Origin of the sequence: Pseudomonas sp. YH-1 (genome assembly GCF_051990045.1) — a bacterium.
Lineage (GTDB): Bacteria > Pseudomonadota > Gammaproteobacteria > Pseudomonadales > Pseudomonadaceae > Pseudomonas > Pseudomonas nicosulfuronedens.
The window spans coordinates 2,099,561-2,117,092 of record NZ_CP178184.1 but is presented as its reverse complement, the minus strand read 5'-3'; the positions used below and the strand labels follow the sequence as shown (position 1 = coordinate 2,117,092).

Here is a 17,532-nt window from a genome sequence, read left to right as displayed (position 1 = left end):
GGCGGAATGCTCCGACCGGCACCTTGCGCCAGACCGTGTTCAGTCGGCGTCTTTCTTCTTGCGGGCACGCTCCTTTTTCACCGGAGCCTGGTCGACAAGAGCTTCATCTGCAGGAACCTTTTCCGCCGGTGCCTTCACTTTCGACTTGCTGGCAGGCTTGGCGGCGGGCTCCTTGGCCGGTTTTTCCTTCTCTTCCTCGTCCATGCCCAGCTCGGAGATTTCCTTCAGGCGCTCGACGACACGGGCGTTGACGCTGCCCTTGGGGAAGTGACCCTTGGCATCCGGCGCACCGGCCGGCTCGCCGACCAGCAGGCTCAGCGCCTCGTCGGCCTGGCGCACGGCGTAGATATGGAACTGGCCGTTGCGCACCGCCTGCAGCACGCGTTCGTCGAGCATCAGGGTGGCAACGTTGGCGCGCGGGATGATCACACCCTGCTCGCCGGTCAGGCCACGCGCCTCGCAGAGCCGGAAGAAGCCCTCGATCTTCTCGTTGACCCCGCCGACCGCCTGCACTTCACCGAACTGGTTGATCGAGCCGGTGATGGCGAAGCACTGCCGCAGCGGCGTGCGCGACAGGGCGGAGATCAGCGTGCAGACCTCGCCCAGCGAGGCGCTGTCGCCGTCGACGTAGCCGTAGGACTGCTCCAGGGCGATGCTCGCGGAAATCTCCAGGGGGAATTCCTGGGCGTAGCGGCTGCCAAGGTAGCCAGTCAGGATCATCACGCCCTTGGAGTGGATCGGCTGGCCGAGGTTGACCTCGCGCTCGATGTCGACGATGCCGCTGCCGCCGGGGTAGACGGTGGCGGAGATGCGCGCCGGCATGCCGAAGGCGGAGTCACCCACTTCCAGCACAGTCAGGCCGTTGCACTTGCCCACCGCAGCGCCTTCGCTGTCGATCAGGATGATACCGGCGAGGATGTCGTCGAGAATGCGCGCTGACACGCGGCCTGTGCGGGTTTCCTTGGCCTTCAGGGCGCGCTCGATGTGGCCCAGGTCGGTCACTTCCTGGCCGGCCAGCTGGCGGATGAAGTCCGCTTCGCTGACCAGCTGGAACAGGTCGCCGATGCGTGCCGAGAGACGCCCCTGATGTTCGGCCAGGCGGGCGCTGTAGGTCGCCAGGCGGGCCACGGCTTCACGGGTGAGCGGCGCCAGGCCCTCCTCCGAGGTACGGGTCTTGAGCAGCTGGGCGAACTGTTCGAGGCTGTCCTCGGCCAGCGGGATGTCTTCGTCGAAGTCCACCAGCACGCGGAACATCTCCTGGAAGTCCGGATCCAGGTCCTGCAGCGTGTAATAGATCTGCCGCGAGCCGATGATGATCACCTTGATGTTCAGCGGGATCACCTGGGGCGTCAGGCTCATGGCGGTCAGGCGACCCAGCTCGGCCAGTGGCGACTCCATCTTCAGCTGGCGCGACTGCAGCGCACGCTTGAGGGCGTCCCAGACGAACGGCTCGCTCAGCAGCTTCTCTGCCTCCAGCACCAGGAAGCCGCCGTTGGCGCGGTGCAACGCACCGGGACGCAGCTGGCGGTAACTGGTGTAGAGCGCGCCCTGGTCGGAGGCGTACTCGATGCGGCCGAACAGGTTGTCGTAGGTCGGGTGCGACTCGAACACCACCGGCGCACCGCTGGTGGCATGGTGGCCGATCGCCTGGTTCGGCGCGTATTGCTCCTCCAGGCTCTGCTTGCGCTGCGGGTCGGTACGCTCGGCGTCCACCAGCTGGTCGACCACGGTCTTCAACAGGTTCAGCTGCATGGCCTGCAGGTAGGCGCTGACCCCGGAGTTGTTGTTGTACTTCTCCACCAGTGGCGCCAGCAGCGGCTGCAGCGCCAGGGTGATGGTTTCCTCGTTGAGCTGGCGCAGCTGGTTGCTCGACTCGCGCTTCCACTGCGGCAAGCTGGAAAGCTCTTCGTTGAGGTGCTCCTCCAGGTCGGCGATGTCGGCGTGGAAGCGCTCGCGCTCCTCCTCCGGCAACTGGGCGAACTCGGCCTCATCCAGGGCCTTGCCGTCCTTCATCGGGGTGAAGGCGATGTTGGCGCTGTCGCGGTACAGGGCGACTTCCTTCTCCAGCGCCAGCCGCTCGACGGTATCGAGGGCCTTGTCGTAGCGCTGGTTGAAGGCCCGGTCGATGGCGCTCTTCTTCTGCTGGTACGCCGGGTTCTCGAACACCGAGGGGAAGGTGGACAACAGGTTGTCGATCAGGTGATCGATGTCGGTACCGAACTCGGCGGCGCTGCCCGGGGGCAGTTCGATCACGCGCGGCTCGCGCGAATCATCGAAGTTGTTGACGTAGACCCAGTCGGCCGGCGTCGGCAGTCGCTTGCCCTCGGCCTTCAGATAGCGTTGCACGAAGGAGAAGCGGCCGGTGCCCGGCTCGCCCATGACGAACACGTTGTAACCCGGGCGCGGCATCGCCACGCCGAACTGCAGCGCCTCGACCGCGCGCTCCTGTCCGAGCACGCCCAGGAAAGGCTCCAGTTCTTCGGTGGTCTTGAAGGGAAACTGTTCGGGGGTGAAGGGGCGGGTCAGTTCATCGGGCGCCAGGCGCAGGCCGGCAGCAACGGAATCGGGCATTGGAGGTCCTTGCTTCGGGCGGCGCGAGGCCGCGGAGATTCGTCCGCATTCTCGCGCCGCCCGCGCGCCACTGGCAAGGCAGTATTGGTGACAGTTTCAGTCCACCGCATCGGCGCAGCGCAGGCAGTGCTCGGCAGCTGGCAGGGCACGCAGGCGGCGCTCCTCGATGGCCTCGCCGCAACGCGCGCACTCGCCGTAGGTCCCATCAGCCAGGCGCAGGCGCGCCAGGCCCACCAGCCGCATGCCGGCCTCCGCTTCGGCCAGCAGGGCGCGCAGCACGTCGTCGTTCTGCCGCTGCTGGGCCTGCTCGGCGAAGTCCGGCGAATGGCTGCGACCCAGGTCGCGGCGGATGGCCTCGGCGCGCTTGGAGTACTCGGCAGCCAGTTGGTCCAGCGCTGGCCGTGGATCGAAATCGACCATGACGACTTCCTCAAAAGGGGAACTGATTCAAGTGTGGTCGGTTCCAAGACTTCCGCCGCTGATGCCGATCAACTGCCGGTCATCTGAGTCACCCCAGGCGGGCTCGGCCATACTGTCTGCGGCAGCGGTTGCCTTGACACCCGCAAGGCATTGGAGAAAAGCTCTGGCAGGCGCTGTTAGGCTGTCAGCGGCTGTTCAACGGTCCCCGACCTCATATAGAGAGAAAAACGATGAAAAGGATTCTGCTCGGTACCCTCCTCGCCACCGCCTCCCTGAGTGCTCTCGCCGATGCCCCCGGCAGCGACGGCTGCGGTTGGGGCAACATGCTGTTCAAGGGCCAGCGCGGTACCGCCACGCACGTCCTGGCAGCTACTACCAACGGCACCAGCGGCAACAACACCTTCGGCATGACCACCGGCACCAACGGCTGCCACACCAATGGCGCGCTGACCTACGGCGGCAAGCCGATGATCGTGCTCAGCAGCATGATGGACGAACTGTCCGAAGACATGGCCAAGGGTGACGGCGAGGCGCTGACCACCTACGCCGTGGTACTGGGCGTGAAGCCCGAGGACCGCGCGCATTTCGCCCAGGTCACCCACGAGCACTTCGCGCAGATCTTCAACAAGTCGGACGTCACCGCCGAGGACGTCTACGCCAACACCCAGGCCGTCCTGAAGCAGGACAGCACCCTGGCCAAGTACGCCGAACAGGCCTGATGGCCAACGCGAGCCCGCCCCTTCCGGGCGGGCTCACCCTTCCCTCCCAGTAGCCCACTCGATGCCCAAACGCCTGTTGCCCTGGATGGCGCTGTGCGCCTGCACCCCACTGCTGGCTTCGCCCGCGATCGACCCACAACGCCTGCAAAGCCTGGCCAACGAGCCCTACTGGCTGGCCCTGGGTCACTATGAGCACGCCAAGCTCGGTGGCTGGCGCAGCTTCGTCGACGACCCTAGGTTCTTCCTCGCCAAGGATGGAGACCGCCATCCGGAATCCGAACTGGCCGCCACCGTGAAGGCCCTCTATGCCCCAGCCAGCCTCGGCGACAAGCACGCCCAGTGTGTCTACCCGGCTCGTACCCGCTGGCTGCGCCAGCAGTTGCAGCTCGCTGACCTGCCGACGGTGGAGTGCAAGGAGTTCACCACCTGGTACCAGGACATCAACCCGCACAGCGCCGTGCTGGTGTTCCCCGCCGCCTACCTGAACAGCCCGTCCTCGATGTTCGGTCACACCCTGCTGCGCATCGACCAGGCCGACGTCGACTCCGACAACACCGCCCTGCTCAGCTACGCGCTCAACTTCGGCGCCTACATCGAGGGCATGGACAACAGCATCCTCTATGCCTGGAAAGGCCTGATGGGCGGCTACCCCGGCCTGTTCGCCCTGGTGCCCTACCGCGAGAAGCTCTCCGAGTACAGCCGCCTGGAGAACCGCGACCTCTGGGAGTACCGCCTGAACCTGACACCGGAAGAAACCGCGCGCATGGTCGAGCACGTCTGGGAGCTGAAGCAGATCCGCTTCAAGTACTACTTCTTCGACGAGAACTGCTCATTCCGCCTGCTCGAGCTGCTGGAGATCGCCCGCCCCGGCACCGAGCTCACCGACCACTTCCCGATCACTGCCATCCCTACCGATACGGTGCGCGCGGTTAAGGACGCCGGGCTGATCGACCGGGTGGACTATCGTCCATCCCGCGAGCGTGAGCTGCTGGCTCGCGGCGAACCGTTGAGCCACGACGAGAAGGTGCTGGCCCGCCACATCGCCGACGACGACAGCCAGCTGCAGAGCCCCGAGTTCGCCGCCCTGCCCGCCGACCGCCAGGCACTGGTGCAGGACACCGCCTTCCGCCTGGTGCGCTACCGCGCCACCGGCCAGGAGCGCGACCAGTCCACCGCCTCGCGCAGCTACAACCTGCTCAAGGCGATCAACCGCAACCCACCGCCGGCACTGGACGTGGAACGCCCCGGTCAGCCGGAGAACGGCCACGAGTCACGCACCTGGCAACTGGGCGCTGGCAGCCGCGATGGCGAAGCCTTCGCCCAGTACGGCCTGCGCATGGCCTACCACGACCTCGACGACAACGCCTACGGCTTCCCCCTTGGCGCACAGATCGAGATTGGCCAGCTCAAGCTGCGCCAGTACGAGGGCAATCGTTGGCAACTGCAGCAGCTGGACCTCGTCACCATCCGCTCCATGACGCCGCGCAACGAGCTGCTGAAACCGCTGTCCTGGCAGGTCGCCGGCGGCTGGGAACGAGTGATCGGCAAGCACAGCGACAACGACCACGACACACTGGTCGGCCACCTCAACGGCGGCGCCGGTGGCAGCTGGAAGCTCAGCGACGATCTGCAGGCCTACGCCCTGGGCACGGCGCGCCTGGAGAACAACCAGGACTTCGCCGCCACCCTCGCCCCAGCCATGGGCTTCGACACGGGCGTGCTGTGGAGCAACCCGCTGGGCAACCTCAGCCTCGAAGGCAAGGGCGACTATTTCCACAACGGCGAAGTACGCCGCACCCTGAGCTTCGGCCAGCAGGTGGAGCTGGGCCGCAACCTCGGCCTGCGCCTCTCGGCACAACGCGAGTTCAGCCACGAAGCCAGCCCGCGCAGTGAAGTCATGCTGGAGCTGCGCTGGTACCACTACTGACCCGGGAAGGCGCGCTGCGGCCGATGCCGTGGCGCGCCTTTGCCGGCGTCACGCCAGATAGGCCGCCACTTCGTCCTCGCTGAGGAAGCGGACCAGCTCCACCGACGGCTGATGCGCGTCGTGCAGCCGATCAGCGAAGCCCGACCAGGAACGCGACACGCCCTCTTCGGTATCCAGCGCGATCAACACGCAATGGCCGTGTTTGCGGCTATTGCTGCGCAATGGCGCCTCACCCCAGGCCCAGGCCAGGTTGTTGACCAACTCGCCCTTCTCGTAGGCGAACGCCTGCAGCCACAGGTACTGCGCTCTGTCTTCCCTTGGTACCTCGGTTGCCGAAACCGGCGCCGACACCTGCAATCCGAGCCGCTTGCCATGGGCGGCCAGCAGCGGTTGCAGGAGAGAGAACGCGTGGAAATTGCAGTTGATGCCCTGCGCGCTCACCACCAGCCCCGTGCGCGTCGCGGGCAGGATCACCACCAGCTCGTCTTCGTAGGTCAGCGCCGCCGCGTGATCGAGGAAGTGCAGGTTTTCGAAGGGCAGCGTGGTGTTGGACTTCACCATCGCGTCGATGGCGAGCAGGAGCTCGCCATTGGTCAGGAAGTCGCGGTGATTGTCCCGCGAGCGCATCAGCATGGTCATCAGCGGCAATACCAGCAGGTCGACCGCCGCGTGTGCGCTGTCAATGAGCAGTGACTGCGAAGGCGTCAGGCTGTCGAGCCGTGCGCGAGCCTGTCGGGCTGCGGCCTGTGCGTCCTCGTCGTCCTCGGCTTCTTCGTCAGCGCAATACGGGCGCAGTACCGCCAGCGCACGCCCCAACGCATCCAGCACTGCCGCGAAGGCAATACGCGGACTGGCACCACCTTCCACCCAACTGCCGCAGAACAGCGCCAGCAACGACGCACGGTTAAGGTTGAGCTCGGGAAACAGCACCGCGCACTGGGCAAGCATCTCGTCCGCGCGGGGCGTTCCCAGGGTGTCACGGTACAACTCGCGGACATCGGAACGACGGACGAAGTCCTGCGCCTCGACCCGATCCTGCGGCGCATTCACCGACTGCCGCAGGAACTCGACCAGCGACTCCGGAAGGCCTGTCGCCAGCGTCATGCTACGTCTCCGTCAAGCTGATATTCCGCGACGCCTTGCTCGACGAACCAGCGGATCACCGCCTCGCGCTGCATCAACCGCGCATGTACCGGCGCGTTTCCACCACCGGTCAACAGCCGGCCGAGGTCGCACCCCTGGTCACGCAGTTGTTCCAGCAAGGCGATATCGCCGCTGCGCACCGCGTGAGTCAGGGCCAGGCGTTGCAACTCAGGCTCACCGGCGATACGTCCCTGCTCCAGTGCCGCGCGCCAGTCGCGCACCAGCGGCCGCAACGAACTCTGCAGCAACTGCGCCAGCGCTTCGCCCTCCGCACCCGAAGCAGCCAGCTCATCCACTGCTTCGAGCAACTCCTGTCCGGCATCCGCGCCCTCGGCGAACGGGTCTTCATCGAAGCCCAGCAACTCGAACAGGCCGCACAGATCGTCAGCCACCCTGGTCAGTGCATCCTCATGCAGCCGGAGCGGCCAGGCGGGCGGCAATGCGCGACTCCAGACGTAGATGGCCCCGAACTCCTCCGGCTCGACGCAGACGTACACCCGCTCCAGGTATTCGAAACCGCCGATGGGCAGGAAGCCCACGCGACCATTCCATTCCTCGCCATTCTCGCCGGCAACTTCCTCGGCACACTCCTGCTCGTGCTCCAACCAGCCCCACAGGTCGTGGTAGCCGTCGCTGTCCGGATAGAACAGCTCATTGAAGGAATAGGGATGCAGGTGGCCGTCGTAGTCCACGCACAGTTCGTAATCCAGCCGGCCACCGAAGGCGCAGCGCCACAGGGCGACCAGCTCGGGTGGCAGCACACTGCCCAGGCGCTGTTCGACCTCGGCCAGTTCGGTATCGCTGATCGGCGGCCGTGCGTCGTGGATGATGCGCCCGGCGAACCAGGCCAGGCGGTGGTCGCGCAGCAGTTGCTGCTGGGCAGCCGTGAACTCAGGCATCGCCGCCCTCCTTGCGCAGCGCATCGCGCGCGCTCATCAGGGCGAAGCCCAGCAGGTTCAGCCCGCGCCAGCGCGCCGGGTTGCCCGCGTCGGGGTGATCGACCGCCAGGCCGATGCCCCAGATGGCATCCACCGGACTGGCCTCGACCAGCACGCGATCCCCCGTGCCCAGCAGGAACTCGCGCAAGGCCGGGTTCTGCCCGAACTTGGCATGGCTGGCACGGGTGACGATTCTCAGCCGCTCGGCATTCCAGGCCGCCTCGTCGAAGCCGAGGATCTCGCGACCGATGGACTTCGCCTCGGCTGGCGTGCGCGCGGCGAGAATCCGTGCCAGCGCCGCTTCATCGCCGAACAGCCGGGCCTTGCCGGCCATCATGCAGTGCTCGGCGCTGGCGTAGGTCACTCCATCGATCTCGAAGTCCGCTTCGAACCACTGGCTGAAACAGCTCTTGTCGACTTCCACGGCATGCTTCGGGCGATGCCCCCAGAAGTACACATACTTGAACGCTTCACCCGCCTCGATGCGCCGGCACAGCTGCTCGACACTCATCGGTTCTTCCATGGTCGGCTCCTTGCCGCTGGCGCAAAACGCCGATTCTAGCGCACCCCGTCGGTGATACCGGCCCAATCCAGGCCGAAGCGCGCCAGGTACTTGCGCAGGCGGTCAGCATCGTTGGGGTTCTGCTTTTCCTGACGCGACACGGCGAACAGCTGGCGGCCGGCGTCGGACAGGCTACGCGCCTGCCGGCAGACGTCGATCACCGCTTCCAGTTGCAGGCGGTCGAACAGGTCCAGCGTTTCGACCCCCTCCCCCAGCAGGCCGTCCAGCGGGCTCTGCGCCTGGGTCGCGCCCCAGGAGCGGCGCAGCCGGCCGATCTCTTCTTCCACCAGCGCCTCATCGATTCGACCACTGTCGGCCAGGGTCGCCATGCGCGTGATGGACGCCGACAGCTCACGGAAGTTGCCGCTCCACAATGCCTGCGCCGAGTTGGCAAAAGCCAGGTAGCGCGTGCGCGCCTCACGGTTGAAGCGCACCAGGCGGCCCTGCTCGCGGGCGTGGCGTTCGAGCTCGAAATCGATGTTCGGCTCGATGTCCTCGCGGCGCCCGGCCAACCCCGGCAGGTCGAAGGTCCAGAGGTTGATGCGGGCGAACAGGTCCTCGCGGAACAACCCTTCGGCGACGCGCTCGCGCAGATCGCGGTGGGTGCCGGCGATCAGCTGGAAATCGCTGCCCACCTCGCGGTCCGAGCCCAGCGGGAAGAAGCGCTTCTCCTCGATGGCCTTGAGCAACATGGCCTGCTCGTCCAGGCCCAGCTCGCCGATCTCGTCGAGGAACAGCATGCCGCCATCCGCCGCGCGCAGCAGGCCTTCACGGGCGTTCTGCGCACCGGTGAAGGCCCCCTTGATATGGCCGAACAGCGCGGACATGGCGCCGTCGCCGCGCAGGGTCGCGCAGTTCACCTCGACGAAACGGCCCTGGAACTGGTGCCGTGCGCGTTTGAGTTCGTACACGCGGCGAGCGAGGAAGGACTTGCCGGCGCCGGTCGGGCCGATCAGCAGCATTGGCGCGCGGGAGCGTCCGGCAACCCGCTCGATCTGTTCGATGGAGCGGTTGAATTCAGCGTTGCGCGTGGCGATACCGGACTTGAGGAAGGCCAGGCTTTCTTCCTGCTCACGGCGGAAGCGCGTGGCGATGCGGTCATAGCGCGAAAGGTCGAGGTCGATGACCGTCACCGTCCCTTCCGGCTGCCGCGCCTCGTCCTTGCGCCGCGATGGCGAGGCCTGCACCAGCCGTGCCGGCAGGTAGCGCGCCTCGGTCAGGAGGAACCAGCAGATCTGCGCGACGTGGGTCCCGGTGGTGATGTGCACCAGGTAATCCTCGTGCTCGGTATCGAAGCTGTAGCCGCCGACGAAATCGTGCAGCGCGCCGTACACCTCCTCGAAGTCCCACGGGTTGCGCAGCGCCATGGGCTGCAGGCGCACCTCGGTTTCCGGGGAGATATGCCGCACGTCGGCGGCAATGCGCTCGGCCAGTCCGACGTCCCGCGCATCCAGCCCATGGATCAGCTCCAGGCGGTCGATCAGCAAGTCCTGCTGCTGGCACAGGCCGACCGTGGGCCGCCACTTCTGCCAGCGCGCCGCGCCTTTGCCAACGCGATCCAGGGTCGAACCGAGGAAGCCGATGGCGACGGTTTTCTTGGCCTTCATCTTTTATCCATCAAGATAAATAACGATCTCAGAATATCCATAAATCCCCATCCCGGCCAGCCACTGATGCCCGCCAGGCAGCCGATAAAAATAATTAAACCCATACATATCAGTCACTTATAAAAATTCATCAGCCTTCGAAATCAAACCTGGCACGCCCCTCGCTATATCTCCTTCGACCGCATCGCTGATGCAGCCCACGGGCAGGGACTTCCACTCCCGCCGGTGCCCGAGCCCACCCCTGGTGTCGGCTTCGTGCATGCCGCTGCAGCAGTCACGGTCGATGGCGCGGTAGCTCAGCCCGGTAGAGCACTCCCCTTCGCGGGAGCCGTCGCAGGTTCGAATCCTGCCCGTGCCGTTCGATAGCTCAGTCCGGTAGAGCAGCCATCGAAGGAATGGCCTGTCGCGGGTTCGACTCCCGCTCGAACACTGCCCTCCCACGGCAGCTACTCATGAAGGCAACACCCCGCCGGTGGGCGACGGGACAGGCGCAAAGAGGCCAGGAAGGCCAAATACGCCAGGGACCCGAAGCCACCGCCGGCCCGCCCGGTACGAGGACCGGGCCCGCGACAAGGCAAGTGCTGGCCGATGGATTCGGCGTAAAGGACAGGACGTCCGCAGCACCTGGCTCTCGCAGGCCCCCGCCTCGCCACTCGACGGGCTGGCGAACACCGGCACCCAAGGACAAGAGAAAGAAGGAAGAGAGAAATGAAACTGCTGAAGCGCTTTACCGTGAAGAAGAACGAACGCGGCCTGCTGTACTCAGAAGGCGATTTCCTGGCGATCCTCGAACCGGGCATCCACCGCCACCTGGACCTGTACAACCGCCTGAGCGTGGAAACCTTCAGCCTGAACACCCCGTTGTTCGAGCACCGCCTGGCCGGCTATCTGCGCCAGTCGGAACCGGCACTGGTCGAACGCTACTTCACCCGCATGGACCTGGCCGAGAACGAGGCCGGCCTGCGCTTCGAAGACGGCGTACTGGCGGAAATCCTCGCGCCGGGCAGCCGCCGGCTGTACTGGAAAGGCCAGACCGAGCAGCGCCTGGAACGCATCGACCTGAGCCAGGAGTACCGCGTGGCTCCGGCGCTGTTGCAGCAGATGCAGGGCAACCTGCGCGGCCGCAGCGTGATCGGCGTCGAGGCGTTGCTGGTGACCCTGGTGCCGGCCTACCAGGTCGGCGTGCTGAAGGTCGACGGTGCGGTGGTCGAGTTGCTGCCGGCGGGCCAGTACGGCTTCTGGCGCTACAACCGTCAGGTGAGCGTGGAGCTGATCGATACGCGGATCCAGGCGCTGGAAGTCAGCGGGCAGGAAATCCTCACCCGCGACAAGGTGAGCCTGCGCCTGAATCTGGCCGCCAACTGGCGTTACAGCGATGTGCTGACGGCGTTTTCCAGCCTGTCCAAGCCGCTGGAACACCTCTACCGCGAGCTGCAGTTCGGCTTGCGTGCGGCGGTGGGCACCCGCTCGCTGGATGAGCTGCTGGAGAACAAGCAACTCATCGACGACTCGGTCAGCGCCTACCTGAAGGAGCGGCTGCCGGGCACCGGCATCGAGGTCAGCGGCCTGGGCGTGCGCGACATCATCCTGCCGGGCGAGATGAAGACCCTGCTGGCCCAGGTGGTGGAGGCGGAGAAGGCCGCGCAGGCGAACGTGATCCGTCGTCGTGAAGAAACCTCGGCGACCCGCGCGTTGCTGAACACGGCCAAGGTGATGGAGGACAACCCCACCGCCCTGCGCCTGAAGGAGTTGGAAACCCTGGAGCGGGTGGCCGAACGAATCGACCGCATCTCGGTATTCGGTGGCCTGGATCAGGTATTGAATGGACTGGTAACGCTGAAGCAGGCCTGAACAGGGCCTGCCCGGCGCAGGAGAGGGCACCGTGAAGAGCAACAAGCAGCGCCGCCAGGAAATCCGCCGGAAGCGCGAGCGACGCAAGACCTGCAAATCCGAGCAGGCCAGGTGCCCCGAGAGGCGCCTGGCCCCGTCCGGCAACGCCCCGGTCAGCCGCTCGAACCTGGCCCCCTATAACAGCTACGGCGACCCGCCATTCGTGCGACGTGGCTGGTACGAGGACCAGGATTTCACCTGCCAAGACTGCGGCGCCGAGCAAACCTGGACTGCCGCCCAGCAGAAGTGGTGGTACGAGGACTGTCAGGGACAGGTGTTCTCTACAGCGATACGCTGCCGCACCTGTCGATTGAACAAACGCATTCGCGATGGCCGGGCACAACCTGCTGCCGGCCAGATCGCCACGCAATAGAAGAGAGTCAGAACATGAGCACCAAGACCTTCCAACTGCTGGAAGTCGCCAACGGCAAACCGATCAAGCTCTGGACCCAGGGCGTGCCGGTGGAAGAAGACGCCAAGCAGCAACTGATGAACACCGCGAAGATGCCCTTCATCTTCAAGCACATGGCGGTAATGCCGGACGTGCACCTGGGCAAGGGCTCGACCATCGGCAGCGTGATTCCCACCCGGGGCGCCATCATCCCGGCCGCCGTGGGAGTGGACATCGGCTGCGGCATGATCGCCGCGCGCACCTCGCTGGTGGCCTCGGACCTGCCGGATAACCTGCACGGCCTGCGCAGCGCCATCGAGAAGGCCGTGCCCCACGGCAAGACCTTCGGCCGCCGCGACCAGGGCGCCTGGGAAGACGTGCCCGAGCACGCCGATGACGCATGGCGCACGCTGGCCGGGCGCTTCAAGGTGATCACCGACAAGTACCCGAAACTGGAGAAGACCAACAACCGCAAGCACCTGGGAACCCTCGGCACCGGCAACCACTTCATCGAGGTCTGCCTCGACGAGGCCAACCGCGTCTGGTTCATGCTGCACAGCGGATCGCGCGGTGTGGGTAACGCCATCGGCAACCTGTTCATCGAACTGGCCCAGGCCGATATGCGCCAGCACATCGCCAACCTGCCGGACCGTGACCTGGCCTACTTCGAGGAAGGCAGCCAGCATTTCGACGACTACGTCGAAGCCGTGGGCTGGGCCCAGGACTTCGCCCGGCAGAACCGCGAACTGATGATGCGCGCGGTGATCGCCGCAGCGCGGCAGGTCATCCGCAAGCCGTTCGAGGCCAGCCTGGAAGCGGTGAACTGCCACCACAACTACGTGCAGAAGGAACGTCACTTCGGTGAAGAGGTACTGGTAACGCGTAAAGGTGCGGTGTCCGCTCAGAAAGGCCAGCTCGGCATCATTCCGGGGTCGATGGGCGCCAAGAGCTTCATCGTCCGCGGCCTGGGTAACGAGGAAGCCTTCTGCTCGTGCAGCCACGGCGCCGGCCGGACCATGAGCCGCACCAAGGCCAAGAAACTGTTCAGCGTCGAGGACCAGGTGCGTGCCACCGCCCACGTCGAGTGCCGAAAGGATGCGGATGTGATCGACGAGATCCCGATGGCCTACAAGGACATCGATGCCGTGATGGACGCCCAGCGCGAGCTGGTGGAAGTGCTGCATACCCTGCGTCAGGTGGTATGCGTGAAAGGATGAGGTGAGGACATGCTGCAACTCCTGGAAAACCAGCGCACAGAAGAGCTGCGCGCCCGCCTGGAACAGGCGGGCTGCGTCTTCGACTTCCGCGTGCTGGCATTCGACCCGACCGCCACCCCCGGCGAAGCGGAACATCGCCTGGCGTTGCAGATACTGTTCGAGACGATCAACGAGCGCGCACGACTGTGGAGGCTGGAGCTGATCGCCAAGGACGCCCGCTATGCCAAGCAGCGCTGGCCGGACCTGACACCGGACCTGGCCCAGGCCCGCCCGCAGGCACTCGATCTCGAGGCAGTGCGCGAACTGGCCCGCGACGACGGCCCGCTGTGCCGCGCTTTCCGCGACCCGCCCTACGGCACCCAGCTTCAGGTAGCGGACTTCCGCGAATGGCTGCAGGTGCTGCGGCTGTACCCGGACGAAGGCCTGCAGGTATTCGACTGGGTGGGCGACGGCGATGCCGAACCTCATCGCAGCCACTGGAGCTGCTACTTCGACGACGGCAAGGAATGGTGGGGCATCTGGTGCCTCACCCTGTACAACCCGCGGCGACGGACATTGTCCGCGCTGGCCGCCAGCGCGACGGACTGAACGAACAAGGAATACCCCATGAACAGGGACGAACGACATCCACTCCCCACCGCCATGCGCGAACGGGTCCTGGACGAATTGAAACGACTGGAGCAGGAGCAAGGCGTCACCGTGCTCTACGCGTGTGAATCGGGCAGCCGCGCCTGGGGCTTCGCCTCGCCGGACAGCGACTACGACGTACGCTTCGTCTATGTGCATCAACCGGACTGGTATCTGCGCGTGGAGGAACCGCGCGACGTGCTGGAGCGCCCGCTGACCGACGAGCTGGACCTCAGCGGCTGGGAGCTGCGCAAGACGCTGCGACTGCTGCGCAAATCCAACCCGACACTGCTGGAGTGGCTGGACTCGCCGCTGGTGTACCGCAGCGAATCGGCAGCGACCGAGGGTCTGCGCCAACTGGCGCAGGATTTCTACTCGCCCGCCGCTGCGCGGGCGCACTACCTGTCGATGGCGAAGAAGAACTTCCGTGGCTATCTGCAGGGCGAGGAGGTTCGCTACAAGAAGTACCTCTATGTATTGCGCCCGCTGCTGGCGGTGCGCTGGATCGACCTGGGCCTCGGCATGCCGCCGATGGTCTTTGAGACACTGATGGAGGCAACGCTCGACGATGCCGCGCAGCGCGCCGAAGTCGAGGAACTGCTGGTGCTCAAGCGCCAGGCGGTCGAGGCCGAATACGGCCCGGCGCGCCCGGCCCTGCACCGGCTGATCGAGCAAGAACTGCAACGCGCGGAAACCCTTGGCGCCCTGCGCGGCGGCTGCCGCGACACGGAGCGTCTGGATAGCTTCCTGCGCGAGCAGGTGAGGAAGTACGCACGATGAACAAGCACCTGATCGAACTCGACGGCGCCGAAGGTGGCGGGCAGATCCTGCGCAGCGCGCTGAGCCTGTCGATGATCACCGGCAAGGGACTGCGCATCGTCAACATCCGCGGCCGACGCTCGCGGCCGGGGCTGCTGCGTCAGCACCTGACGTCCGTGCGCGCGGCGGCGGAAATCTGCGGCGCGGCGGTGGAAGGCGACGAACTGGGTTCGCGCAGCCTGACCTTCCGCCCCGGTGCGATTCGCGGCGGCGACTACCGCTTCGCCATCGGCAGCGCGGGCAGCGCCGTGCTGGTGCTGCAGACGCTCCTGCCGGCACTGCTGTTCGCCGACGGGCCGAGCAGCCTGGCGATCAGCGGCGGCACGCACAACCCGCTGGCCCCGCCGGCGGACTTCATCGAGCGCAGCTGGCTGCCATTGCTGCGGCGCATGGGCGCGAAGGTCGACTTCGAATTGCTGCGTCACGGCTTCATGCCCGCCGGCGGCGGTGAATTGCGGGCGTGCGTCGAGCCCGGAGAGTTGCAGCCGCTGCACCTACCGGAGACCGGCGCTGTGCTTTCGCATTCAGCCCGTGCCCTGCTCGCGGCCATTCCCGGTCACGTAGGGGATCGCGAGCTGGAGAAGGTGAAGCGGCATCAGAATTGGCATACGGCAGCCACTCAGGTCGTCCGTCTGCCGGAGGATCAGGGCCCGGGCAATGCGCTGCTGCTGGAAATCGAATGCGAGCAACTGACCCTGGTGTTCTGCGCCTTCGGTCAGTCCGGGATCAGCGCCGAACGCGTTTCCAGCCAGGCGCTGCGTCAGGCCGATGATTGGCGCCGCAGCGGCACCAGCGTCGATGAGCATCTTGCCGACCAGTTGCTGCTACCCATGGCGCTGGCCGGCGGCGGCAGCTTCACCACCGCGCTGCTGAGCGATCACCTGCTGAGCAACCGGGCGGTGATCGAAGCCTTCCTGCCGGTGCGCATCGACTGCGAAGCGCGAACAGCCGGCGGGCAGCACATCCGCATCACGCCGGCTTGACGCTTTTCTCACCAAACGCCGGATAGAGTGCCGTCCAGTCACCCTATCCGGCGCGTGTGCCCGCCCCCAAGGCACACGGGAGTCTCCATGGCGCCGCGCGCCGTCCTCGTCCTGCTCTGCGCCACTCTGCTCGCCGGCTGCGAAACCACCCACGAAACCCTCCTCGCCCAGGGCTATCCACCCGCCTATGCCGACGGCTATGACGATGGCTGCGGCAGCGGTCGTCAGGCGGCCGGCGCCATCACCGGCGAGTTCCGCAAGAACGTGCCGCGCTACCTGGGCGAGCCGCAGTATGCCCTCGGCTGGAACGACGGATTCCAGCAATGCCAGGCCATGCGCGTGAGCCAGGAACGCCAGCAGTACGAGGAACAGCGCAACAGCGACCGGGACCGCGACTGGGAACAGCAGAAGGACCGCGCGCTGTCCCACGCCCTGCGCGGCAACTGACCGCTGCGGCAACCATCCGCACCTGCCCGGGCCGCCCGCTTGATTTCGGTCAAGCCACCCCTCTCCCGCCTGGCCTCTCCTTGAACTCAGAAGAAACCAAAGCCTGAGACAAGGAGACTCCACATGCAGCCCATCAAACTGGCGCTGGGCAGCTTGCTGCTGGCCGTGAGCACCGCGGCGGCGCAAGCAAATGCCGACGTACTGCGCGACAACGCCAACAGCATCTTCAAGCCCATCCCGGAGCAGGCCAGCGACCAGCTCGACCCCAACCAGATCGAGCTGGGCCGGCAGCTGTTCTTCGAACCACGCCTGTCCGCCAGCCACGTGATCAGCTGCAACACCTGCCACAACATCGGCACCGGCGGCGCCGACAACGTGCCCGCCTCCAGCGGTCACGCCTGGCAGAAAGGTGCACGCAACTCACCCACGGTGTTCAACGCGGTATTCAACGTCGCGCAGTTCTGGGATGGCCGCGCCAAGGACCTGGAAGAACAGGCCAAGGGCCCAGTGCAGAACCCGGTGGAGATGCACAACACGCCGAAGAACGTCGAGGCCACGCTGAGCAGCATGCCCGAGTATGTCGCCGCCTTCGGAAAGGCGTTCCCCAGCGACAAGCAACCGGTCAGTTTCGACAACATGGCCCGGGCGCTGCAGGCCTTCGAATCGACCCTGATCACCCCGGACTCGCGCTTCGACCTCTACCTCAAGGGCGACGACAACGCCCTTGAGGCCAAGGAGAAGAAAGGCCTGCAGACCTTCATGAGCTCGGGCTGCATCAGTTGCCACAACGGCGTGAACCTGGGCGGCCAGGCGTACTTCCCGTTCGGCCTGGTGAAGAAGCCCGACGGCAAGATCCTGCCCAGCGGCGACAAGGGCCGCTTCGAGGTGACCAAGACGCAGAACGATCAGTACGTGTTCCGCGCCGCGCCGCTGCGCAACATCGCGCTGACCGCGCCGTACTTCCACAGTGGGCAGGTCTGGGACCTGGAGGAAGCGGTGGCGATCATGGGCACCGCACAGTTGGGCAAGCAGCTCAACGCCGAGGAAGTCGGCGACATCGTCGCCTTCCTCAAGACCGTCACCGGCAAGCAGCCGAAGGTGGAGTACCCGTTGCTGCCGCCGAGTACCGCGACCACACCCAAACCGGTGGACTGATCGGATCGCCGCCTGACCAGCCCCGCTGCGGGGTTCTTCGCAAGCAAGCTCGCTCCTACGAAGAGCGGCCGTGCTGGCAGAATGAAAACGGGCCCATGGGGCCCGTTCTTCATACT

16 protein-coding genes and 1 tRNA gene are annotated in these 17,532 nt (G+C 65.8%); 11 read left to right on the top strand and 6 right to left on the bottom strand.

Annotation, left to right across the window (positions count from 1 at the left end):
* Window positions 1-39 precede the first annotated feature (39 nt).
* On the bottom strand, window positions 40-2,571 hold the full coding sequence (locus ACKI1H_RS10010) for a Lon protease family protein (RefSeq protein WP_138520291.1): 2,532 nt from the start codon (window positions 2,569-2,571) through the stop codon (window positions 40-42).
* Between the two features lie 96 nt (window positions 2,572-2,667).
* Entirely contained in the window at window positions 2,668-2,991 is a 324-nt protein-coding gene (locus ACKI1H_RS10005) for a TraR/DksA family transcriptional regulator (RefSeq protein ID WP_138520290.1), read from the bottom strand.
* Between the two features lie 230 nt (window positions 2,992-3,221).
* On the opposite strand from ACKI1H_RS10005, the gene ACKI1H_RS10000 reads away from it, so the two are divergent.
* Both ACKI1H_RS10000 and ACKI1H_RS09995 read left to right on the top strand, forming a co-directional pair.
* Complete coding sequence (locus ACKI1H_RS10000; protein WP_038803701.1) at window positions 3,222-3,710, top strand: DUF3015 domain-containing protein; 489 nt, start codon at window positions 3,222-3,224, stop codon at window positions 3,708-3,710.
* Window positions 3,711-3,771: 61 nt separating this feature from the next.
* On the top strand, window positions 3,772-5,637 hold the full coding sequence (locus ACKI1H_RS09995) for an Lnb N-terminal periplasmic domain-containing protein (RefSeq protein WP_138520289.1): 1,866 nt from the start codon (window positions 3,772-3,774) through the stop codon (window positions 5,635-5,637).
* 48 nt (window positions 5,638-5,685) lie between these two features.
* Here the strand turns inward: ACKI1H_RS09995 and ACKI1H_RS09990 are convergent, their stop codons facing one another.
* Genes ACKI1H_RS09990 through rtcR form a run of 4 tightly spaced genes read right to left on the bottom strand, consistent with a single transcriptional unit; the run spans window position 5,686 to window position 9,887 of the window.
* Window positions 5,686-6,741, bottom strand: a complete 1,056-nt coding sequence (locus ACKI1H_RS09990) for a hypothetical protein (protein ID WP_440468266.1) — start codon at window positions 6,739-6,741, stop codon at window positions 5,686-5,688.
* Window positions 6,738-7,679 carry an SMI1/KNR4 family protein gene (locus ACKI1H_RS09985; protein ID WP_440468265.1) on the bottom strand — a complete coding sequence of 314 codons (942 nt, stop codon included), beginning with the start codon at window positions 7,677-7,679 and terminating at the stop codon, window positions 6,738-6,740. The genes ACKI1H_RS09990 and ACKI1H_RS09985 overlap by 4 nt, the downstream gene beginning before the upstream one ends.
* Window positions 7,672-8,241, bottom strand: a complete 570-nt coding sequence (locus ACKI1H_RS09980; RefSeq protein WP_440468264.1) for an NADAR family protein — start codon at window positions 8,239-8,241, stop codon at window positions 7,672-7,674. Before ACKI1H_RS09980 ends, ACKI1H_RS09985 begins: the two co-directional genes overlap by 8 nt.
* 35 nt (window positions 8,242-8,276) lie before the next feature.
* Window positions 8,277-9,887, bottom strand: coding sequence for an RNA repair transcriptional activator RtcR (gene rtcR, locus ACKI1H_RS09975; protein ID WP_440468263.1), 1,611 nt, complete (start codon window positions 9,885-9,887; stop codon window positions 8,277-8,279).
* Between the two features lie 285 nt (window positions 9,888-10,172).
* Here rtcR and ACKI1H_RS09970 point away from each other — a divergent pair.
* The 9 genes from ACKI1H_RS09970 to ACKI1H_RS09930 all read left to right on the top strand — a co-directional run bounded on the left by ACKI1H_RS09970 (window position 10,173) and on the right by ACKI1H_RS09930 (window position 17,416).
* Window positions 10,173-10,245: transfer RNA gene (locus ACKI1H_RS09970), tRNA-OTHER, on the top strand.
* A 350-nt stretch (window positions 10,246-10,595) separates the two neighbouring features.
* Window positions 10,596-11,738 carry a slipin family protein gene (locus ACKI1H_RS09965; RefSeq protein WP_440468262.1) on the top strand — a complete coding sequence of 381 codons (1,143 nt, stop codon included), beginning with the start codon at window positions 10,596-10,598 and terminating at the stop codon, window positions 11,736-11,738.
* A gap of 31 nt (window positions 11,739-11,769) precedes the next feature.
* Window positions 11,770-12,150, top strand: coding sequence for a zinc-ribbon domain containing protein (locus ACKI1H_RS09960; protein ID WP_440468261.1), 381 nt, complete (start codon window positions 11,770-11,772; stop codon window positions 12,148-12,150).
* Window positions 12,151-12,164: 14 nt separating this feature from the next.
* Window positions 12,165-13,385: an RtcB family protein gene (locus ACKI1H_RS09955; protein WP_138520282.1), complete on the top strand. Its 1,221-nt coding sequence runs from the start codon at window positions 12,165-12,167 to the stop codon at window positions 13,383-13,385.
* A 9-nt stretch (window positions 13,386-13,394) separates the two neighbouring features.
* The gene (locus ACKI1H_RS09950) at window positions 13,395-13,973 is read left to right on the top strand and encodes a hypothetical protein (RefSeq protein ID WP_440468260.1); all 579 of its coding nucleotides are present in this window, start codon (window positions 13,395-13,397) and stop codon (window positions 13,971-13,973) included.
* 18 nt (window positions 13,974-13,991) lie between these two features.
* A complete protein-coding gene (locus ACKI1H_RS09945; RefSeq protein ID WP_440468259.1) occupies window positions 13,992-14,792 on the top strand; it encodes a nucleotidyltransferase domain-containing protein in 801 nt (266 codons plus the stop codon).
* Window positions 14,789-15,814, top strand: a complete 1,026-nt coding sequence (gene rtcA / locus ACKI1H_RS09940) for an RNA 3'-terminal phosphate cyclase (protein WP_440468258.1) — start codon at window positions 14,789-14,791, stop codon at window positions 15,812-15,814. Before ACKI1H_RS09945 ends, rtcA begins: the two co-directional genes overlap by 4 nt.
* Before the next feature lie 87 nt (window positions 15,815-15,901).
* A complete protein-coding gene (locus ACKI1H_RS09935; protein WP_138520278.1) occupies window positions 15,902-16,261 on the top strand; it encodes a hypothetical protein in 360 nt (119 codons plus the stop codon).
* 123 nt (window positions 16,262-16,384) lie between these two features.
* The gene (locus ACKI1H_RS09930) at window positions 16,385-17,416 is read left to right on the top strand and encodes a cytochrome-c peroxidase (protein ID WP_236172569.1); all 1,032 of its coding nucleotides are present in this window, start codon (window positions 16,385-16,387) and stop codon (window positions 17,414-17,416) included.
* The last annotated feature ends 116 nt before the right edge of the window (window positions 17,417-17,532 follow it).

Bases quoted from the DNA above. Each gene is read 5' to 3' on its own strand.
- ACKI1H_RS10010 (WP_138520291.1), bottom strand. From the start codon at position 2,571: ATGCCCGATTCCGTTGCTGCCGGCCTGCGCCTGGCGCCCGATGAACTG.
- ACKI1H_RS10005 (WP_138520290.1), bottom strand. From the start codon at position 2,991: ATGGTCGATTTCGATCCACGGCCAGCGCTGGACCAACTGGCTGCCGAG.
- ACKI1H_RS10000 (WP_038803701.1), top strand. From the start codon at position 3,222: ATGAAAAGGATTCTGCTCGGTACCCTCCTCGCCACCGCCTCCCTGAGT.
- ACKI1H_RS09995 (WP_138520289.1), top strand. From the start codon at position 3,772: ATGCCCAAACGCCTGTTGCCCTGGATGGCGCTGTGCGCCTGCACCCCA.
- ACKI1H_RS09990 (WP_440468266.1), bottom strand. From the start codon at position 6,741: ATGACGCTGGCGACAGGCCTTCCGGAGTCGCTGGTCGAGTTCCTGCGG.
- ACKI1H_RS09985 (WP_440468265.1), bottom strand. From the start codon at position 7,679: ATGCCTGAGTTCACGGCTGCCCAGCAGCAACTGCTGCGCGACCACCGC.
- ACKI1H_RS09980 (WP_440468264.1), bottom strand. From the start codon at position 8,241: ATGGAAGAACCGATGAGTGTCGAGCAGCTGTGCCGGCGCATCGAGGCG.
- rtcR (WP_440468263.1), bottom strand. From the start codon at position 9,887: ATGAAGGCCAAGAAAACCGTCGCCATCGGCTTCCTCGGTTCGACCCTG.
- ACKI1H_RS09965 (WP_440468262.1), top strand. From the start codon at position 10,596: ATGAAACTGCTGAAGCGCTTTACCGTGAAGAAGAACGAACGCGGCCTG.
- ACKI1H_RS09955 (WP_138520282.1), top strand. From the start codon at position 12,165: ATGAGCACCAAGACCTTCCAACTGCTGGAAGTCGCCAACGGCAAACCG.
- ACKI1H_RS09950 (WP_440468260.1), top strand. From the start codon at position 13,395: ATGCTGCAACTCCTGGAAAACCAGCGCACAGAAGAGCTGCGCGCCCGC.
- ACKI1H_RS09945 (WP_440468259.1), top strand. From the start codon at position 13,992: ATGAACAGGGACGAACGACATCCACTCCCCACCGCCATGCGCGAACGG.
- rtcA (WP_440468258.1), top strand. From the start codon at position 14,789: ATGAACAAGCACCTGATCGAACTCGACGGCGCCGAAGGTGGCGGGCAG.
- ACKI1H_RS09935 (WP_138520278.1), top strand. From the start codon at position 15,902: ATGGCGCCGCGCGCCGTCCTCGTCCTGCTCTGCGCCACTCTGCTCGCC.
- ACKI1H_RS09930 (WP_236172569.1), top strand. From the start codon at position 16,385: ATGCAGCCCATCAAACTGGCGCTGGGCAGCTTGCTGCTGGCCGTGAGC.